14 protein-coding genes and 1 other RNA gene are annotated in these 15,046 nt (G+C 48.7%); 6 read left to right on the top strand and 9 right to left on the bottom strand.

Annotation, left to right across the window (positions count from 1 at the left end; genetic code table 11):
• Positions 1 to 18: 18 nt before the first annotated feature.
• Together pepP and AC2T0J_RS13435 are read right to left on the bottom strand one after the other, a co-directional pair.
• Positions 19 to 1,332, bottom strand: a complete 1,314-nt coding sequence (gene pepP / locus AC2T0J_RS13440; protein WP_489806315.1) for a Xaa-Pro aminopeptidase — start codon at positions 1,330 to 1,332, stop codon at positions 19 to 21.
• Entirely contained in the window at positions 1,332 to 1,892 is a 561-nt protein-coding gene (locus AC2T0J_RS13435; protein ID WP_489806314.1) for a UPF0149 family protein, read from the bottom strand. Before AC2T0J_RS13435 ends, pepP begins: the two co-directional genes overlap by 1 nt.
• Before the next feature lie 257 nt (positions 1,893 to 2,149).
• Between AC2T0J_RS13435 and ssrS the strand changes: the two genes are divergently transcribed.
• The 6 genes from ssrS to serA all read left to right on the top strand — a co-directional run bounded on the left by ssrS (position 2,150) and on the right by serA (position 7,065).
• A non-coding RNA gene (gene ssrS, locus AC2T0J_RS13430) (6S RNA) lies at positions 2,150 to 2,331 on the top strand.
• 21 nt (positions 2,332 to 2,352) lie between these two features.
• Entirely contained in the window at positions 2,353 to 3,249 is an 897-nt protein-coding gene (locus tag AC2T0J_RS13425) for a ribokinase (RefSeq protein ID WP_489806313.1), read from the top strand.
• 33 nt (positions 3,250 to 3,282) lie between these two features.
• A complete protein-coding gene (locus AC2T0J_RS13420; RefSeq protein WP_489806312.1) occupies positions 3,283 to 4,227 on the top strand; it encodes a nucleoside hydrolase in 945 nt (314 codons plus the stop codon).
• A gap of 42 nt (positions 4,228 to 4,269) precedes the next feature.
• On the top strand, positions 4,270 to 4,863 hold the full coding sequence (locus AC2T0J_RS13415; RefSeq protein ID WP_489806311.1) for a 5-formyltetrahydrofolate cyclo-ligase: 594 nt from the start codon (positions 4,270 to 4,272) through the stop codon (positions 4,861 to 4,863).
• 131 nt (positions 4,864 to 4,994) lie between these two features.
• Positions 4,995 to 5,648 (top strand): ribose-5-phosphate isomerase RpiA, encoded by a 654-nt coding sequence (gene rpiA, locus AC2T0J_RS13410; RefSeq protein ID WP_489806310.1) that lies wholly within the window; start codon positions 4,995 to 4,997, stop codon positions 5,646 to 5,648.
• Positions 5,649 to 5,835: 187 nt separating this feature from the next.
• A complete protein-coding gene (gene serA / locus AC2T0J_RS13405) occupies positions 5,836 to 7,065 on the top strand; it encodes a phosphoglycerate dehydrogenase (RefSeq protein WP_489806309.1) in 1,230 nt (409 codons plus the stop codon).
• Positions 7,066 to 7,386: 321 nt separating this feature from the next.
• Here the strand turns inward: serA and AC2T0J_RS13400 are convergent, their stop codons facing one another.
• The 7 genes from AC2T0J_RS13400 to aceF form a co-directional block, all read right to left on the bottom strand.
• Positions 7,387 to 8,124: a DUF481 domain-containing protein gene (locus AC2T0J_RS13400; RefSeq protein ID WP_489806308.1), complete on the bottom strand. Its 738-nt coding sequence runs from the start codon at positions 8,122 to 8,124 to the stop codon at positions 7,387 to 7,389.
• Between the two features lie 125 nt (positions 8,125 to 8,249).
• Complete coding sequence (locus AC2T0J_RS13395) at positions 8,250 to 9,062, bottom strand: DUF481 domain-containing protein (RefSeq protein ID WP_489806307.1); 813 nt, start codon at positions 9,060 to 9,062, stop codon at positions 8,250 to 8,252.
• A gap of 42 nt (positions 9,063 to 9,104) precedes the next feature.
• Positions 9,105 to 9,923, bottom strand: coding sequence for an HDOD domain-containing protein (locus tag AC2T0J_RS13390; protein ID WP_489806306.1), 819 nt, complete (start codon positions 9,921 to 9,923; stop codon positions 9,105 to 9,107).
• 61 nt (positions 9,924 to 9,984) lie between these two features.
• A complete protein-coding gene (locus tag AC2T0J_RS13385) occupies positions 9,985 to 10,266 on the bottom strand; it encodes a DUF1289 domain-containing protein (RefSeq protein ID WP_489806305.1) in 282 nt (93 codons plus the stop codon).
• 65 nt (positions 10,267 to 10,331) lie between these two features.
• A complete protein-coding gene (locus AC2T0J_RS13380) occupies positions 10,332 to 11,042 on the bottom strand; it encodes an SIMPL domain-containing protein (protein WP_489806304.1) in 711 nt (236 codons plus the stop codon).
• A 443-nt stretch (positions 11,043 to 11,485) separates the two neighbouring features.
• Positions 11,486 to 12,904 carry a dihydrolipoyl dehydrogenase gene (gene lpdA, locus AC2T0J_RS13375; RefSeq protein ID WP_279321896.1) on the bottom strand — a complete coding sequence of 473 codons (1,419 nt, stop codon included), beginning with the start codon at positions 12,902 to 12,904 and terminating at the stop codon, positions 11,486 to 11,488.
• 133 nt (positions 12,905 to 13,037) lie between these two features.
• Positions 13,038 to 15,041 (bottom strand): dihydrolipoyllysine-residue acetyltransferase, encoded by a 2,004-nt coding sequence (aceF, locus tag AC2T0J_RS13370; protein WP_489806303.1) that lies wholly within the window; start codon positions 15,039 to 15,041, stop codon positions 13,038 to 13,040.
• Between the last annotated feature and the right edge of the window lie 5 nt (positions 15,042 to 15,046).

Here is a 15,046-nt window from a genome sequence, read left to right as displayed (position 1 = left end):
TAGTCCTTCTGAGGGTTGTTAGTCCCGCGCCATTAAGGCTTCAATGTCTGCGATGGTTTTAGGTACGTCACCGGTTAACATCTGGTAACCATCTTCGGTAATAACGATATTATCCTCGATTCGGATCCCGATACCCCGGTAAAGCTCGGGAATATCATCTTCAACCGGAATATACACACCCGGCTCTACCGTGATCACCATACCGGCAGCAAGCGGTCTTGGCTGTCCGTCTTGCTGGTAATCCCCAACATCATGAACATCAAGGCCAAGATAGTGCCCCAGACCGTGCATAAAAAAGCGTCGCCAACTTTTACTGGCCAGCGCTTGTTCCGGACGTTCTTTCAGTAACCCTAATGCACACAAACCATGGCAGATCACTTCAATGACTACCTCTGTCACAGCAGGTAAGGTTACGCCGGCTCTTAGTTGCTCCAGAGCGGCCAGTTGCGCATCCAGCACCAGTTGATACAGCTTGGCCTGGGCGCTGGTAAACTTCCCGTTAACCGGAAACGTACGGGTGATATCGGCAGCATAGCCGTGAAATTCGGCCCCTGCATCGATCAGGATCAAGGAACCGTCGGTTACTTGCTGGTTATTTTCAGTGTAATGCAGGATACAGGCGTTCTCGCCACCGCCAACGATGGTGCTGTAGGCGGGTTGCCGGGCTCCGGCCATGGCAAACTCGTGGTGCAGTTCAGCTTCGAGCTGGTATTCATAACAACCGGGAGAGGCAAACTGCATAGCCCGGCGGTGGGCTCGGGCTGATATTTCGGCAGCGGCGCGCATAACGTTAATTTCGTCGCTCGATTTAAACAGTCGCATTTCGTGAATTAACGGCCGGCAATCAACCAGCGTAGTAGGCGCCAAGCTTTGTTTCGGCGTTTTACGCAGGGTATCGAGGGCCGCAAATATCGCCTCATCGGCAAAAGTAAATTCGCCCTGCGGGAAAAAGACCTGTTGATGACCTTCGAGCCATTCAGTCAGCACCTCAGAGAACACATCTGTGGGATAGGCCTCATCCAGTTTGAACGTTTCCAGCGCCTGCTCCGGCCCTAGACGTCTGCCCTGCCAGATTTCCAACTGAGGGTCTTTAGATTGACATACCATGGCCCGGTAATCGCCCGCATACCGTTCGTGATTCGAGAGTAACAGCCAGGCGTCTGGTTCATTAAAGCCGGTCAGATACCAGAAGTCGCTGTTTTGCCGGAAGACATACTCGGTATCCCGGCTTCGAGTAACCAGCTGCGCAGCTGGCAATACCAGAACACTAGCGGGTGGCAACTGGCGCAGCAAGCGAGTTTGGCGCTGGCGGAATTGTTTTACCGTAACCATTAATGGACAGAAGGTGAGTCTTGTTGGTCTTCGAGCAACGATTGGCCGAGCTCATTAAAACACAGCAATGCAGAAATGCGCACGTATTCCACCACTTCGTGCAGGGCTTGTTCGGACTCCTCATCATCGTTCATGGGTTCTTCCATGCGAGCGATATCCGAGAAATCCTGTAGCGCTTCGCGTACATCATCAGAACAATTGCTGAGTTTTTGCTGATACAAGCCAAAACCGGCCATAAAACCCTGGACCCAATTAATCAGCGCCAGACCGCGGTCGTTAATAGGCTGATTATCGTCGGGCAACATCAGGCGTAAAGCAAACTGACCATCTACCAGTTGCTGACAGGTTTCATTGAACAGGTTTTGCAATTGCGAAACCACCGGCTCAGCCAATGGCTGCCCCTGGTTCATGGTGTCCTGCAGCACCACCAGCCATTGCTGCTCACTCAGTGACATACCGCCACACAACATGCCGCACATCATGCCATGGATTTCAGCGCCATCCACAACCATCTCGTTATCGGCAAGGCATTGGGTTAAAGTATCGAACTCAGTGGACATAAGGTATTCCATAAACAATTTGTCCAATGCTAACAAATGCACTGGTTTAAATCCAAAACTCCCGCCCATATTACCCTTGAGCGGATTAAATAAACAGCTAAGCGGGCACAAAGTAAGCATTTGAATATCATATGACGTATCGTGTCTGGCAGTTCAAGGCTGATTCTACTATGATCAGCATTCGCAAGTTATTCATCACAAACTTGCATAGCGACACAGAGGGCGTAAACTTACCCCTTTGAATTCGCTAATAACAATGTCTCCTGGGGTGTTTGCCAGTCTATTCATGTCCCTGGCCGATGCTATTTACCAAGGAAGTTGACTTGTTACTATTGAGCAGGCTCGGCTCGTACCGAGAAGCCTACGGTAATAATGATGCTTCCGCCCTGAACTTTTCGGTTCTAGGGCGAACAATAGACAGCGGCACTTTGGGAGACGCCATTTATCGACGGAATTAATAATGGCAATAATAAACTTTGGATCGGTAAATATTGACCATGTCTACCAGGTCGACCACTTCGTCCAGCCCGGCGAAACTATCGCATCAACCAATTACCAACAATTACTCGGTGGCAAAGGTGCCAACCAGTCTATCGCTCTGGCGGCAGCCGGCGCAGAAGTTCGCCATGTCGGCAAGGTAAATCAAGCGGACAGCTCATTTAAGCAAACACTGATTAAGCACGGTATCGACTGCCAGTTTTTGCAGTGTGTGGAGGCACCTTCCGGACACGCCATCATTCAGGTCACGCCTTCTGGCGAAAACGCTATTGTATTGTTTGGCGGCGCCAATCAGGAAATTGGCAGCAAAGACATAATGTATGCGCTGGATAAAGCCCGCCCGTCCGACTGGGTATTAACCCAGAACGAAACCAGCGGACTGGCTGAAACCCTGCAACAAGCTAGAGAGAAACACATCAAGGTAGCCTTCAATCCGGCGCCAATGAGTGAGTCTGTAAAGTCTTTGCCCCATGAATGCATCGACCTGCTAATTGTCAACGAAGTCGAAGCAGCAGAACTTTCCGGAGAGCGGGAGCTCGACGCCATCATTGAACACTATAAAACCCAGTGGTCACATGCTGAGGTGATTATTACACTGGGCAAAGCCGGTGTGATTATGCTTAAGAATCAACAAACCATACAGGTCGACGCTTTTGTTGTGGATGCAGTAGATACCACCGCAGCCGGCGATACCTTTATAGGCTATTTTTTAGCGGCTTACAGTCAGCATGCGGATGCCCGTCAGGCATTAAAACGCGCCTGCGCTGCATCAGCTATTTCCGTCACTCGCACTGGCGCGGCTCAGTCGATCCCCGAAGCCAAAGAAGTCGATCGCTTTTTAGCGAAGCACACCGGGTAAACGGCAGAGTATAAAGCATTAACTGAGAATATTATGACGCACAAAATTATTATCGATACGGATCCGGGCATCGACGATGCTATGGCGATCTTTTTTGCCTTTCAGTCACCTGAAATAGAAGTACTTGGCCTGACCACCGTTTATGGCAACATACCGGTTAGCATGTCGGCACGTAACGCACTCACGTTATGTGATATCGCCGGTCGCCAGGACGTACCTGTAACCAAAGGGGTGGCGTTACCCTGGGTAGGACCTGAGTCTGACTACGCGCACTTTGTGCATGGCGACGACGGCTTCGGTAACATCGATTACCCGTCGTCAACCCGCGAGGTAGACCCTCGTAGTTCGGCAGAATTCATTGTTGAAATGGCCCGCAAGCACCCCGGCGAAATTACTCTGGTGGCAATTGGTCCTCTGGGCAATATCGCACTGGCATTACGCCTTGAGCCGGAGTTACCCAAACTGGTTAAAGGGATCAGCATTATGGGCGGTGCTGCATTCGTTCCTGGTAACGTTACCCCGGTAGCCGAAGCAAATATCTGGAACGACGCTTATGCCGCTGATATTGTTTTCTCAGCCGACTGGGAAGTAAAAATGTTTGGCCTGGACGTAACCTTGTTCGCACCAACCGATCCCAAATTTGTCGACATTCTCGCTGACAAGAATCCGGTAATGGGTGGCTTTATGCAAAAGGCCTCACAATTCTATATTAATTTTTACTCCCAGAACCGCGATGAAAAAGTGTGCTTCTTCCATGACGCCTTCCCCATCGCTCACCTGGTGAAGCCGGAGCTGTTTGAATTTACCCGCGGCAACATTCGCGTATCCACCGACGAATTAAACCGTGGTCAAACTGTGGTAGCAGTGCCAGGTACTACAGCCAGTCCGCTGTGGACCGAAGCAAAATTTGTTCAGGCCGCCACAAGCGTGAAACACGATGAACTGTTTCAACTGTTTATCGACACTTACGCACTGTAACCCCTCAAGGCCCTGTCAGCAGACAGGGCCTTTGTAGCACCTATGACTAGCAGTTGCCCTTTATCCCGTCGGGAATTACGTAAATCACTGCGCGCTAAGCGCAATGCGCTGAGCCACAGTGAGCAAGCGGAGGCCGCTCGTTTACTTTGCACGCAAATTCAATCGCTGCTTACCCGGGCCAACGGTACCGTGGCAGGCTATCTGGCCAATGATGGTGAAATTGATTTAGCCCCAACTATTACTGCCTGCCAGCAAACAGGCCACGTAACGCTGCCCGTTTTACACCCTTTTACCGGCAAGCATCTGTTGTTTCAGGAATATACGCCGGATACTGAGATGGCCCTGAACCGCTTTGGAATTAGCGAACCGGCCCTTAACAGCAGCGCCATTCGTTTGCTGTGTCAACATCAGTTATTACTGATGCCGTTAGTAGGATTTGACGCCCAGGGTAATCGCCTTGGTATGGGCGGTGGTTTTTACGACCGCACGCTGGCCAATATCGATTCCGTATTGAATCGCCCTACTCTGGTTGGCGTAGCCCATGATTGCCAACAGGTCGAAGCATTGCCTGTTGAGCCCTGGGATGTGCCACTGGATCTGATCGTAACGCCTACACAAATCATCGCTAGTCGCTGATCCAGCGATTAAGCCCTGGTCATTTCCTGGCGTGATATTCAGCTTTTAACTTTCGCTCTCTCTATAATTCCCTATGCGAAGAGGGGTAATTTCGGCTAAAATACCGCCTCTTTATCTCAGCGGGTATAAACATGGATCAGAACGCAAAAAAGCAGGCGGTTGGCCGCGCTGCAATCAAATATGTGGAGCCAGATACCATTATTGGTGTTGGCACCGGTTCAACGGTTAATTACTTTATTGATGCCCTGGCCGACATTAAGCATCAGATTACAGGTGCAGTATCAAGTTCTGTGGCATCAACCGAGCGCCTTAAAGCATTAGGCATCGAAGTATTTGAGCTGAATAATGTCGACAGTCTGTCTATTTACGTTGATGGTGCCGACGAAGTCACCGAGCATAAGCATATGATTAAAGGCGGTGGCGCGGCACTGACCCAGGAAAAGATTGTTTCCGCTGTAGCCAAAACTTTTGTTTGTATTGTAGATGACAGCAAAGAAGTCGGCGTCCTCGGTAAGTTCCCACTGCCAATAGAAGTGATCCCGATGGCTCGTTCATATGTAGCCCGCGAACTGGTTAAGCTGGGAGGTGATCCGGAATATCGTGAAGGTGTAGTAACAGATAACGGTAACGTGATCCTGGATATCTATAACCTAGAAATACTCAATCCGGTGCAGATGGAGAAAACTATCAACAACATTCCTGGCGTTGTCACTAACGGGATATTCGCCCTGCGCGGTGCAGATATTGTCCTGGTTGCTACCGACGATGGTGTAGCGACACGGTAAAAATCATAGCCCCCTGGGATTAGCCCTAGCAGAAACGCCAGGGCAAAACAGGACTAAAAACGACCCAAACGTTCCTAATTATTCCAAAGTGATGCAACAAAGCACTTTGTTCTATCAGTGACTTTGTGGTACTTTACCCATATAGACGTCCAGATGTCTCTTAAACTCCCTGACTGAGAACGATGTAATGAGCAAATTTTCACTATCAAAAGATAAAATTAAGATCTTGCTGCTGGAAGGTGTGCACAAAAGTGCCCTGGAAACCCTGCAGTCTAATGGATATACCAACATCGAGTACTTAAAAACCTCGTTACCCGAAGATGAGCTCATCGAAAAGATGAAAGACGTTCATTTTGTGGGAATTCGCTCTCGTACCCATATTACCGAAGCTGTGGTTAACGCGGCCAGTAAACTGGTAGCCGTGGGCTGTTTTTGTATCGGTACCAATCAGGTTGATCTTAAAGCGACCCAGGCCCGTGGTATCCCGGTATTTAACGCACCGTTCTCTAACACCCGCTCGGTAGCAGAGCTGGTGCTTGGGCAGCTTATTCTGTTACTGCGCCGGGTACCTCAAAAGAACGCAAAGGCGCACCGTGGCGGCTGGGACAAGAGCGCAGAAGGCTCTTACGAAGCGCGAGGTAAAACACTTGGCATTATCGGTTACGGCCATATTGGTACCCAACTGTCTATTCTGGCTGAACACCTGGGTATGCGCGTGCGCTTCTTCGATATTGAAGACAAACTGGTACTGGGTAACTCCGAACAGGTGAAGTTGATGGATGACCTGCTGGCTATGTCGGACGTGGTTTCACTACATGTTCCGGAAACACCGGAAACCAAAAATATGATTGGCCAGGCACAACTGGCGAAAATGAAAAAAGGCGGTATCTTAATTAACGCCTCTCGCGGTACTGTGGTCGACATAGACGCATTAACCGAAGCGCTGTCCTCCGGTTACATTGCTGGTGCAGCCATTGACGTATTCCCGGTAGAACCAAAGTCAAACAACGAAGAGTTCGAATCACCGCTGCGTCAGTTTGACAATGTTATCCTTACACCACATGTTGGCGGCAGCACCCAGGAAGCGCAGCAGAATATCGGCATCGAAGTCGCTGGTAAGCTGGCGAAATACAGTGACAACGGCTCTACTCTGTCTGCAGTTAACTTCCCTGAAGTATCACTACCGGCAAATATCAAGCGTTCTCGTTTACTCCATATCCACGAAAACCGCCCGGGCGTGCTAACCCAAATCAACCAGGCATTTGCAGCTAAAGGCATCAACATTGAAGCTCAGTACCTGCAAACCAATGCCGACATCGGTTATGTGGTTATCGACGTGGAGGCCGATAAAGCGGAAGACGCTCTGTCTGAATTAATGCAAATCAACGGCACTATCAAAACCCGCGTATTGCACTAATCAGGCTTTACCAAATAGTATATCCAAAAAGCTGCCCCCATTAAGGCAGCTTTTTTATGGGTAATGACAAGGCATCAAAACCGTCTGTCATAGCTGAATTTCGCCCCCTCGTCATCCCGAAAGTTTCAATGAAACTATCCGGGATCTTCTCTCACTATTACCGGTTACCCACAGATCTCAATACAACGGCTTGTCACCCGTTCGGTTATTGCGAACTATTGAGAAAACAGGGATTGCTAACGCATATACTCCGTAAATAAAAAAGGTTGCCTTAAAGACAACCTTTTATACCACTTCGGCGAAAGCGCCGTAGAACAACAATTAAAAGAAGTTATAAACCAAAGTAACCGCTGTTTCGGTATCCAGCTTTTCAACCCCTTCAGTAACATTGCTGTTGTGGTCCAGACGCACAGAGAACTTCATCGACAATGAACCGTTGATAGTAGCAGTTAACGCTGACTCGGCACGTGATTTGGTGTTTTCAGAACCCACCTCAGTACTCGCTGTTTGCGTAAACTTAGCCGTATCAGAGATAAACCATTTAAATGCTGCAGAGCCACGAACAATAAAGCTACTATTATCAACACCAGCTTGTGTTTCGGCCCACGAATAACCCGGACCGATACTATATTCTAATGCGGTTTTCTCAGTTTCCCACATTTTTTGTGACCAACCGCCGGCCAGTGTTGCCTGATAATCAAAGTTACTAAAGCGGTCATCTTCATATGAGGAGAACGCAAACAAACGATGATCAGGGTTTTCTAATTTGTAGTTACCCTGAGCAGAGGCGAAAAATTTCTGTGCAGAGGTACGTTCTACTTCCTCACCATCCTGCGTAACCGTTTCCTGTTTGTATAGACCTTCAATTTGATAGTCATTACTCCAGTTCTCAAGCTCTTGTTGAGCTGTGATACCAGCAGTAGCAGAAGAGGTTTCGGTGTTACCAGTGGTCACTATCAGACCAAACTCACCATCCATGGTAAACGGCTTTGGTTCATCCTGTGCAACAGCGCTGACAGCAACGCAGGTACCGGTAATGGCAAGTAGTAGTTTTTTCATGCGGGGGGTTCCTAAATATATTAAATCCTGTTCGCCACAGTCTGAAGGAGAAAATACTCCCAATGGCTAGAAACCGCTATGTTAAAGCATCTCAGAGCAAAATCAATTCAACAACAGGACAAAATTCAGAAAAACCGGTAGACAATCGTCACCGCTGTTTCGGTGTTTAATGACTGCGCATCATTCACCGGACTGGTGTTGTGCTGCATAATAAATGAAAACTTTAATGCCAGTGATTCAAATAGATTCGCACTCAGGGATGATTCAGTGCGCGACTTAATGTTTTCGTCGCCAGCTTCCATCGATACAAACTGACGAAGTTTAGCCCCTGTGGGCCAGATGTAATGATACTCTGCAGACGCCCTTACAATAAAGCCATCAACCTGATCCGCCCGTTCACCGTTATCGAACTTTGCAAAGGCATAACCCGGCCCCACACTATAGCGAAAGTCACTGATTTCGTTTTGCCACATTAATTGTGACCAACCGGCTGCGAAGGATGAACGGTAGTCATAACCATTAAAACGATCATCTTCATAATCGCCGTAAACAAACAAACGACGGTTTTCCTGTTCCAGTTTGTAGTCGGATTGGGCGTAGGTATAAAGTCGCTGAGCGGTGGTTTGATCAACCACTCCATCATCCACACTGACTTCGGTTTCCTTATACAGGAACTCAATCCAGTAGTTATTAGAGAAGCGTTTGGTTTCGTGTTCGGATTTAAGACTGCTCTTAATTGAGGTCGCGTTAGTATTCCCCGAGGCAAATATCACCCCAAGTTCCCCATCAAGCGTAAACTTGTTCTTTTGGTCTTCGTCGTATTCAACAAAGTCGGCGTGATACAAGGTACTGATAAGATCCTTATCAGCCGCCGATACCGACATACAAAACAGCGCCAGAACAAGTGGCGCTGCCTTCGCTAAAACTTGGTGTAACATGGAAGCAGTTTTTATATTTCGTTTTTATTGCCTAAGGAGCATTTACAAAACGGATACTGCAACCTTGTTAGTTTCTTTTTGGGCAAACAGTTTGGCGTTTTGTAACACATCGTCGTCTAACGGTAACAACCGCACCATGTCGGGAGAGATAATATCCAACTCCGGATACCGTTCCCGCTGATAATGAGCCGTTGACAGCCGTATAGCACAGGTTAACAAAGACACGTCTAAGTCGCTAGCCAATTTCACCCAATTGTGAGCAAATTTAACCGGATAAAACAACGGCATAGGCAGCTTCCACTGTTCCATAATTGAACCACTGCATTCACTGAATAAAAAGCCAAAGTGAGCAACCTGACGATCCCAGGGCGTACCCGGTGAATCATCTTTCGCATATTGTTGATATTTCTCAGGATCACACTTAGCAATGACCAACTCGCTCAGGCTCTGCAAGATCCCCATGACAAAAAAACGGTCGCTGCCACGCACGTTCATATCTTTAGCGAGGTATTTTGCCAGCATGCCGGTAAACACCGATTGTTCCCAGTGTTTATCCACAATCAGAATCTGATTATCAAAATGCTTAAAAGCAATATTGGCCGTTTCAGCCAACACCAGGTTATACAGAGCTTCACCACCGATAACGCTAACCGCTTTGCTGATGGATTCTATTTGCGAAGGAAACCGGAACAGCGCACTGTTAGCCAGACGAAGTAATTTGGCGGTAAGCGAAGGATCGATGCTGATAAGCGCGGCGATGTCGTCCATATCAGAGCGCGGATCGTCCAGCACACTTCGTAACCTTAAACAGATATCCGGTAACGTAAAGGATTGCGTTGCATATTCAATAAATTGATTCATTACCCTGTGACCTTTCCTCGATCATAAATTAAGTATATCAGAGCGTTAAAACCTCGCTGCGTTATTTGCCTGGTTCATCACCAAACAAATCCTGTTGCAACGGCTGAGTATCGGATTGGTTATTTGATTGTGACTTACGGCGTTGAGAATAACGCTTGCGCCGCTTACAGGCGTCAAGTATTGCGTGTCGCGTGCCGTCATCGATCTGTAGCCAGTACAGCCGCTCTTCGCGGGAGCGAAAGCAGCCCTGACAATACCCTTTTGGTCCGCTTTGACAAACGCCAATACACGGACTCGGTATAGTAAAAAACTCAAGCTGAGCTGGCTGCTTGTCGTCTGCCATGGTTACAGAATTTAATAATCAATATGATTAGCTTAGCACGCCCTAACGGGCGTAAAGTATAGTTTTTAATCAGTCAGTGTATATTCAATGGTAGAAACCACCCGCACCTGTTTAATGTGAGGGTGCTGACTATCTCTTTCAAAAATAGAAAACTGCCCCTGATTCGCCCGTTTAATTTTGCCCAGTTGACTGTTGGAATCATCTGCAAACTTCTCAGCCACTTCACGGGCGTTAATGGTCGCTTCCTCAATCATTTCCGGTTTCACTTCGTTTAACCGGGTAAATATAAACTCCGTTCGGGCATTATAGTTCTCGGTACTCAGCGCTACGCCCTGCCCGAGCAAATCAGATAAGTTTTGTTGCACACTTCGTACTTTCATCACATCGGCAGAATAAACGGTAACAGTTTGTGTGCCGCTATAACGAAACTTCACGTCATTGTTGCTGCCATAACGCTGGGCCAGCTTGTCGGTCACCTCAGGGAGTCCTACGGTAATCTCCGCGGCATCTATGCCTTGTAAGATAAGGTAGGCTTTGACCTTCTCACTATTGTCCGACATGGTGCTGTATAACGAACTGAGATCATTATCAGCGGCAACAAACTGTAGCGGCCAAATCACTTTATCAGCTACGTACTCGCGCTCTGACAATCCCTTTACAACAACCGAACGTTCCCATTGTTTGGCTTCAATTAACGCATTTCCGCCCAAGCCTCCGAGTGCTGCTGCACCGAAGAAAATACCCAGAGCTAATATACCTGCAGCACCTTTATCCATGTTATGTCCTTTTTGTACGATTAATTACGTCAATAACTATAAAAAGACATTATGGCAAAATCAGGTCGTTTCAGCGATGATTCAAGGCGATTCAGCGGGCATATTGGGCTGTTTGAATCAGCCAACCTGTTCGGGAGATCCCGATTCGGGGGGCAGGTATGACGAAAAATAATAGCGTGAGTCAGACTTTTCAGGAGATCCCCGCTCAAAAGCCGGCGGGGATGACGGAGATAGTTTGGCCGGATGGCAATTATTTATTAGCACATCAATCCTGTCATCCCGGAATTTGCGCAGCAAATATCCGGGATCTCCCAACATGTTATTGGCTTTTTTGATGAGGCAAACAAAAAAGGCTGTCTTCAGTGAGACAGCCTTTTGGGGAGGTCCCGGATATCACCTTTGGCGATTCCGGGATAATTAGGCAGGGTGGTTAACCTGCTTAATTACTTTTTCTTCGCCTTGGGGTTTGGCAGGTCGGTGATGCTGCCTTCGAAAATTTCAGACGCCAGACCAATTGACTCGTTCAGCGTTGGGTGAGCGTGAATTGTCAGCGCTACGTCTTCGGCATCAGCACCCATTTCGATGGCTAAACCAATTTCACCCAGCATTTCACCTGCGTTAGTACCAATCATGGCACCACCGATTACACGGCCAGAATCTTTATCGAAAATCATCTTAGTCATACCGTCGGTTGCATCAGAGGCAATCGCACGACCAGAAGCAGCCCATGGGAAAGTGGCTGTTTCGTAACTTACGCCCTGCTCTTTGGCTTCTTTCTCGGTTAAACCAACCCAAGCCACTTCTGGCTCAGTGTAGGCTACTGAAGGAATACAACGTGGGTCGAAGAAGTGCTTCTTACCAGCGATGTTCTCAGCGGCCACGTGGCCTTCGTGAACCGCTTTGTGCGCCAGCATAGGCTGACCTACCAGGTCACCAATGGCGTAAATATGACCAACGTTGGTTTTCATTTGCTTATCAACAGAAATAAAGCCGCGCTCGTCGACTTTAACGCCCGCTTTATCCGCCGCAACCAGACCGCCATTTGGCTTACGGCCAACCGCTACCAGCACTTTGTCGTAACGTACTGGCTCAGCCGGTGCATTTTTACCTTCAAAGCTGACGTACAGACCATCGTCTTTCGCTTCAACGCCGGTCACCTTAGTTTCCAGCATGATGTTGAATTTTTCTTTGTAGGTCTTCATGAAGACCTTCATGATGTCTTTGTCTGCGGCCGGGATTAACTGGTCGAGGAATTCGACCACGTCAATGTTTGAACCCAGCGCTTCGTACACTGTGCCCATTTCCAGACCGATGATACCACCACCCAGTACCAGCATTTTTTCCGGAATGTCTTTCATTTCCAGCGCGCCAGTGGAGTCGATTACGCGGTCATCTTCAGGAATAAACGGTAGAGAAACCGGCTCAGAACCTGCAGCAATAATCGCGTTTTCGAAAGAAATCGTGGTTTTGCCGTCTTTGCCTTCCACTTCCAGGGTGTTAGCGCCGGTAAATTTACCGTAGCCCTGAACGTGCTTAACTTTACGCATTTTAGACATGCCCGCCAAACCTTTAGTCAGCTGGCCTACCACGCCGTCTTTATATGCGCGGATTTTATCCAGGTCGATTTCAGGTTCGCCGAACGACACGCCGTGGCTGGCCAGGTGCTTAGCTTCTTTCATCACTTTAGCAACGTGCAGCAGGGCTTTGGAAGGAATACATCCAACGTTCAAGCATACACCACCAAGGGTTTCTCTGGCGTCAACCAGAACTGTTTCAATCCCCATATCAGCTGCGCGGAAGGCTGCTGAATAGCCGCCGGGGCCGGCGCCTAGTACCACTAACTGCGTTTTAATTTCGCTCATCGTGACCTCAAATCTGTCCTGTTTCTATACGAATGTAAGTGTCTGAATTGTAACTAGCTGCGTCACAGCAGTAAAGGTAAACCCACTAATTCAGATTACAAATCGCCCTGCACAAAGCAGGGCGAACAATGATTTACAGAATTAACTGGCGTAAATCTTCCAGTACTGACTTCAAGTGTACAGCAAACCTTGCTGCGACCGCGCCGTCAATAACACGATGGTCGTATGACAGCGATAAAGGTACCGTCAGGCGTGGGATAAACTCTTTACCATTCCACTTCGGTTTCATGTCAGATTTTGATACACCAAGAATAGCCACATCAGGCGCGTTCACAATTGGCGTAAACGCTGTACCACCAATGCCTCCGAGGCTTGAGATGGTAAAACAGCTACCTTGCATATCAGCCGCCTTTAACTTGCCGTCACGGGCTTTAACGCTGATTTGCATTAACTCTTCCGACAGCTCATAAATGCCTTTCTTATCAACATCACGAACCACCGGTACCACCAGGCCTCCCGGAGTGTCTACAGCAATACCAATGTGAATATACTTCTTCTGGATCAGGGTGTCCCCCGACTCTCCCAGTGAGGTATTAAAAATTGGGTAGGCACGCAGTGCATCGGCGGCCGCTTTCATCATAAACACCAGTGGGGTAATTTTTACACCCAGCTTGCGCTTTTCAGCGATGGCATTCTGCTCTTTACGGAACGCTTCCAGATCGGTGATATCGGCTTCCTCGAACTGCGTTACGTGCGGGATAGTTACCCAGTTACGATGCAGGTTCGGGCCAGAGAGCTTCTGGATACGGGTCAGCGGCTTTTCTTCAATTTCACCAAACTTAGCAAAATCAACTTTCGGCTGCGCGAGTACCTGCAGACCGCCGCCATTACCACCAGCAGCTGGTGCTGTGGTACGCGGACGTGACAGTTCTTCTTTAACGTAAGCCTGAATATCTTCTTTCAGAATACGATTTTTAGGACCACTGCCAGGGACTTCGGATAAATCCACACCAAATTCGCGGGCAACACGGCGCACCGATGGCGAGGCGTGTACTTTACCGGTTTTTGGTTTGGTACCGGCCGAAGGATGATGCGGTACCGGTGCTTTCTTGGGCTCAGCAGGCTTGCTTGCAGCAGGTGCACTATCGGCTTTAGGCGCAGACGCAGCACTGTCTGACTTAGCAGGCGCTGGTTTTGCGGCACCGGCTACTTTTAACATACATACCTTATCGCCTTTAGACACTTTGTCGCCGGATTTCACCAGCAACTTGGTAACCACACCTTCTTTCGGTGACGGCACATCCATCGTAGCTTTATCGGTTTCAAGGGTAATAAGCCCATCTTCTACCGCTACTTTGTCACCTTCGGCAACCAGGATCTCGATAACATCGACATCCGATGCATCGCCGATATCCGGTACAGTCACTTCAATTTCTTCTTCACCGACTGGTTCACCAACTGGTTCCGCAGACGGCGCTTCTGCCGCCACTTCAGGATCCGGAGCACTGTCTGCTTGCGGGGCAGCACTGCCACCTGAGCCGGCCACTTCAAGGATCAGAACCAGAGAGCCTTCGCTCACTTTGTCACCTTCTTTTACCTTCACTTCCACCACTTTACCGGCTTTAGGGCTCGGTACGTCCATGGTGGCTTTGTCGGTTTCAAGGGTAATTAAGCCGTCTTCTGCTTCCACGCTGTCGCCAGCACTTACCAAAATCTCAATAACGTCTACATCTGCGGCGTCGCCAATGTCGGGGACGGTCACTTCGATAGTATCGCTACCACCACTGCCTGACTCAGCCGGCGCAGCCGCTGGCTCTTCTGATTGGGCGGCGGGCGCTTCCTCAGCTTTTTCTTCCTGAGCTGGCGCTTCTTCAGCAGGTGCTTCAGCGGCAGCTTCGCCAGCCACTTCCAGCTTGGCAAGCAGGTCGTTGTGGCTGATTTTATCACCCACTTTTACGCACAGTTCTTTGAGCGTACCGGCAAAAGGTGCAGGTACGTCCATACTGGCTTTGTCACTTTCAACTGTTACCAGGGCGTCTTCGGCCTCAACCGAATCGCCTGGTGATACGCACAGTTCAATGACTTCAACTTCATCTTCACCTAAATCCGGTACTAATACGTCTTTAATGTCTGACATCGTTT

Source organism: Alteromonas sp. ISO5 (assembly GCF_058105165.1).
This window is presented reverse-complemented; position numbering and strand designations above follow the sequence as displayed.

Excerpts from the sequence above, each read along its gene's own strand:
- AC2T0J_RS13400 (WP_489806308.1), bottom strand. The coding sequence starts at position 8,124 with ATGAAAAAACTACTACTTGCCATTACCGGTACCTGCGTTGCTGTCAGC.
- AC2T0J_RS13395 (WP_489806307.1), bottom strand. The coding sequence starts at position 9,062 with ATGTTACACCAAGTTTTAGCGAAGGCAGCGCCACTTGTTCTGGCGCTG.
- AC2T0J_RS13385 (WP_489806305.1), bottom strand. The coding sequence starts at position 10,266 with ATGGCAGACGACAAGCAGCCAGCTCAGCTTGAGTTTTTTACTATACCG.
- AC2T0J_RS13380 (WP_489806304.1), bottom strand. The coding sequence starts at position 11,042 with ATGGATAAAGGTGCTGCAGGTATATTAGCTCTGGGTATTTTCTTCGGT.
- aceF (WP_489806303.1), bottom strand. The coding sequence starts at position 15,041 with ATGTCAGACATTAAAGACGTATTAGTACCGGATTTAGGTGAAGATGAA.
- pepP (WP_489806315.1), bottom strand. The coding sequence starts at position 1,332 with ATGGTTACGGTAAAACAATTCCGCCAGCGCCAAACTCGCTTGCTGCGC.
- AC2T0J_RS13390 (WP_489806306.1), bottom strand. The coding sequence starts at position 9,923 with ATGAATCAATTTATTGAATATGCAACGCAATCCTTTACGTTACCGGAT.
- AC2T0J_RS13425 (WP_489806313.1), top strand. The coding sequence starts at position 2,353 with ATGGCAATAATAAACTTTGGATCGGTAAATATTGACCATGTCTACCAG.
- lpdA (WP_279321896.1), bottom strand. The coding sequence starts at position 12,904 with ATGAGCGAAATTAAAACGCAGTTAGTGGTACTAGGCGCCGGCCCCGGC.
- AC2T0J_RS13435 (WP_489806314.1), bottom strand. The coding sequence starts at position 1,892 with ATGTCCACTGAGTTCGATACTTTAACCCAATGCCTTGCCGATAACGAG.
- serA (WP_489806309.1), top strand. The coding sequence starts at position 5,836 with ATGAGCAAATTTTCACTATCAAAAGATAAAATTAAGATCTTGCTGCTG.
- rpiA (WP_489806310.1), top strand. The coding sequence starts at position 4,995 with ATGGATCAGAACGCAAAAAAGCAGGCGGTTGGCCGCGCTGCAATCAAA.
- AC2T0J_RS13420 (WP_489806312.1), top strand. The coding sequence starts at position 3,283 with ATGACGCACAAAATTATTATCGATACGGATCCGGGCATCGACGATGCT.
- AC2T0J_RS13415 (WP_489806311.1), top strand. The coding sequence starts at position 4,270 with ATGACTAGCAGTTGCCCTTTATCCCGTCGGGAATTACGTAAATCACTG.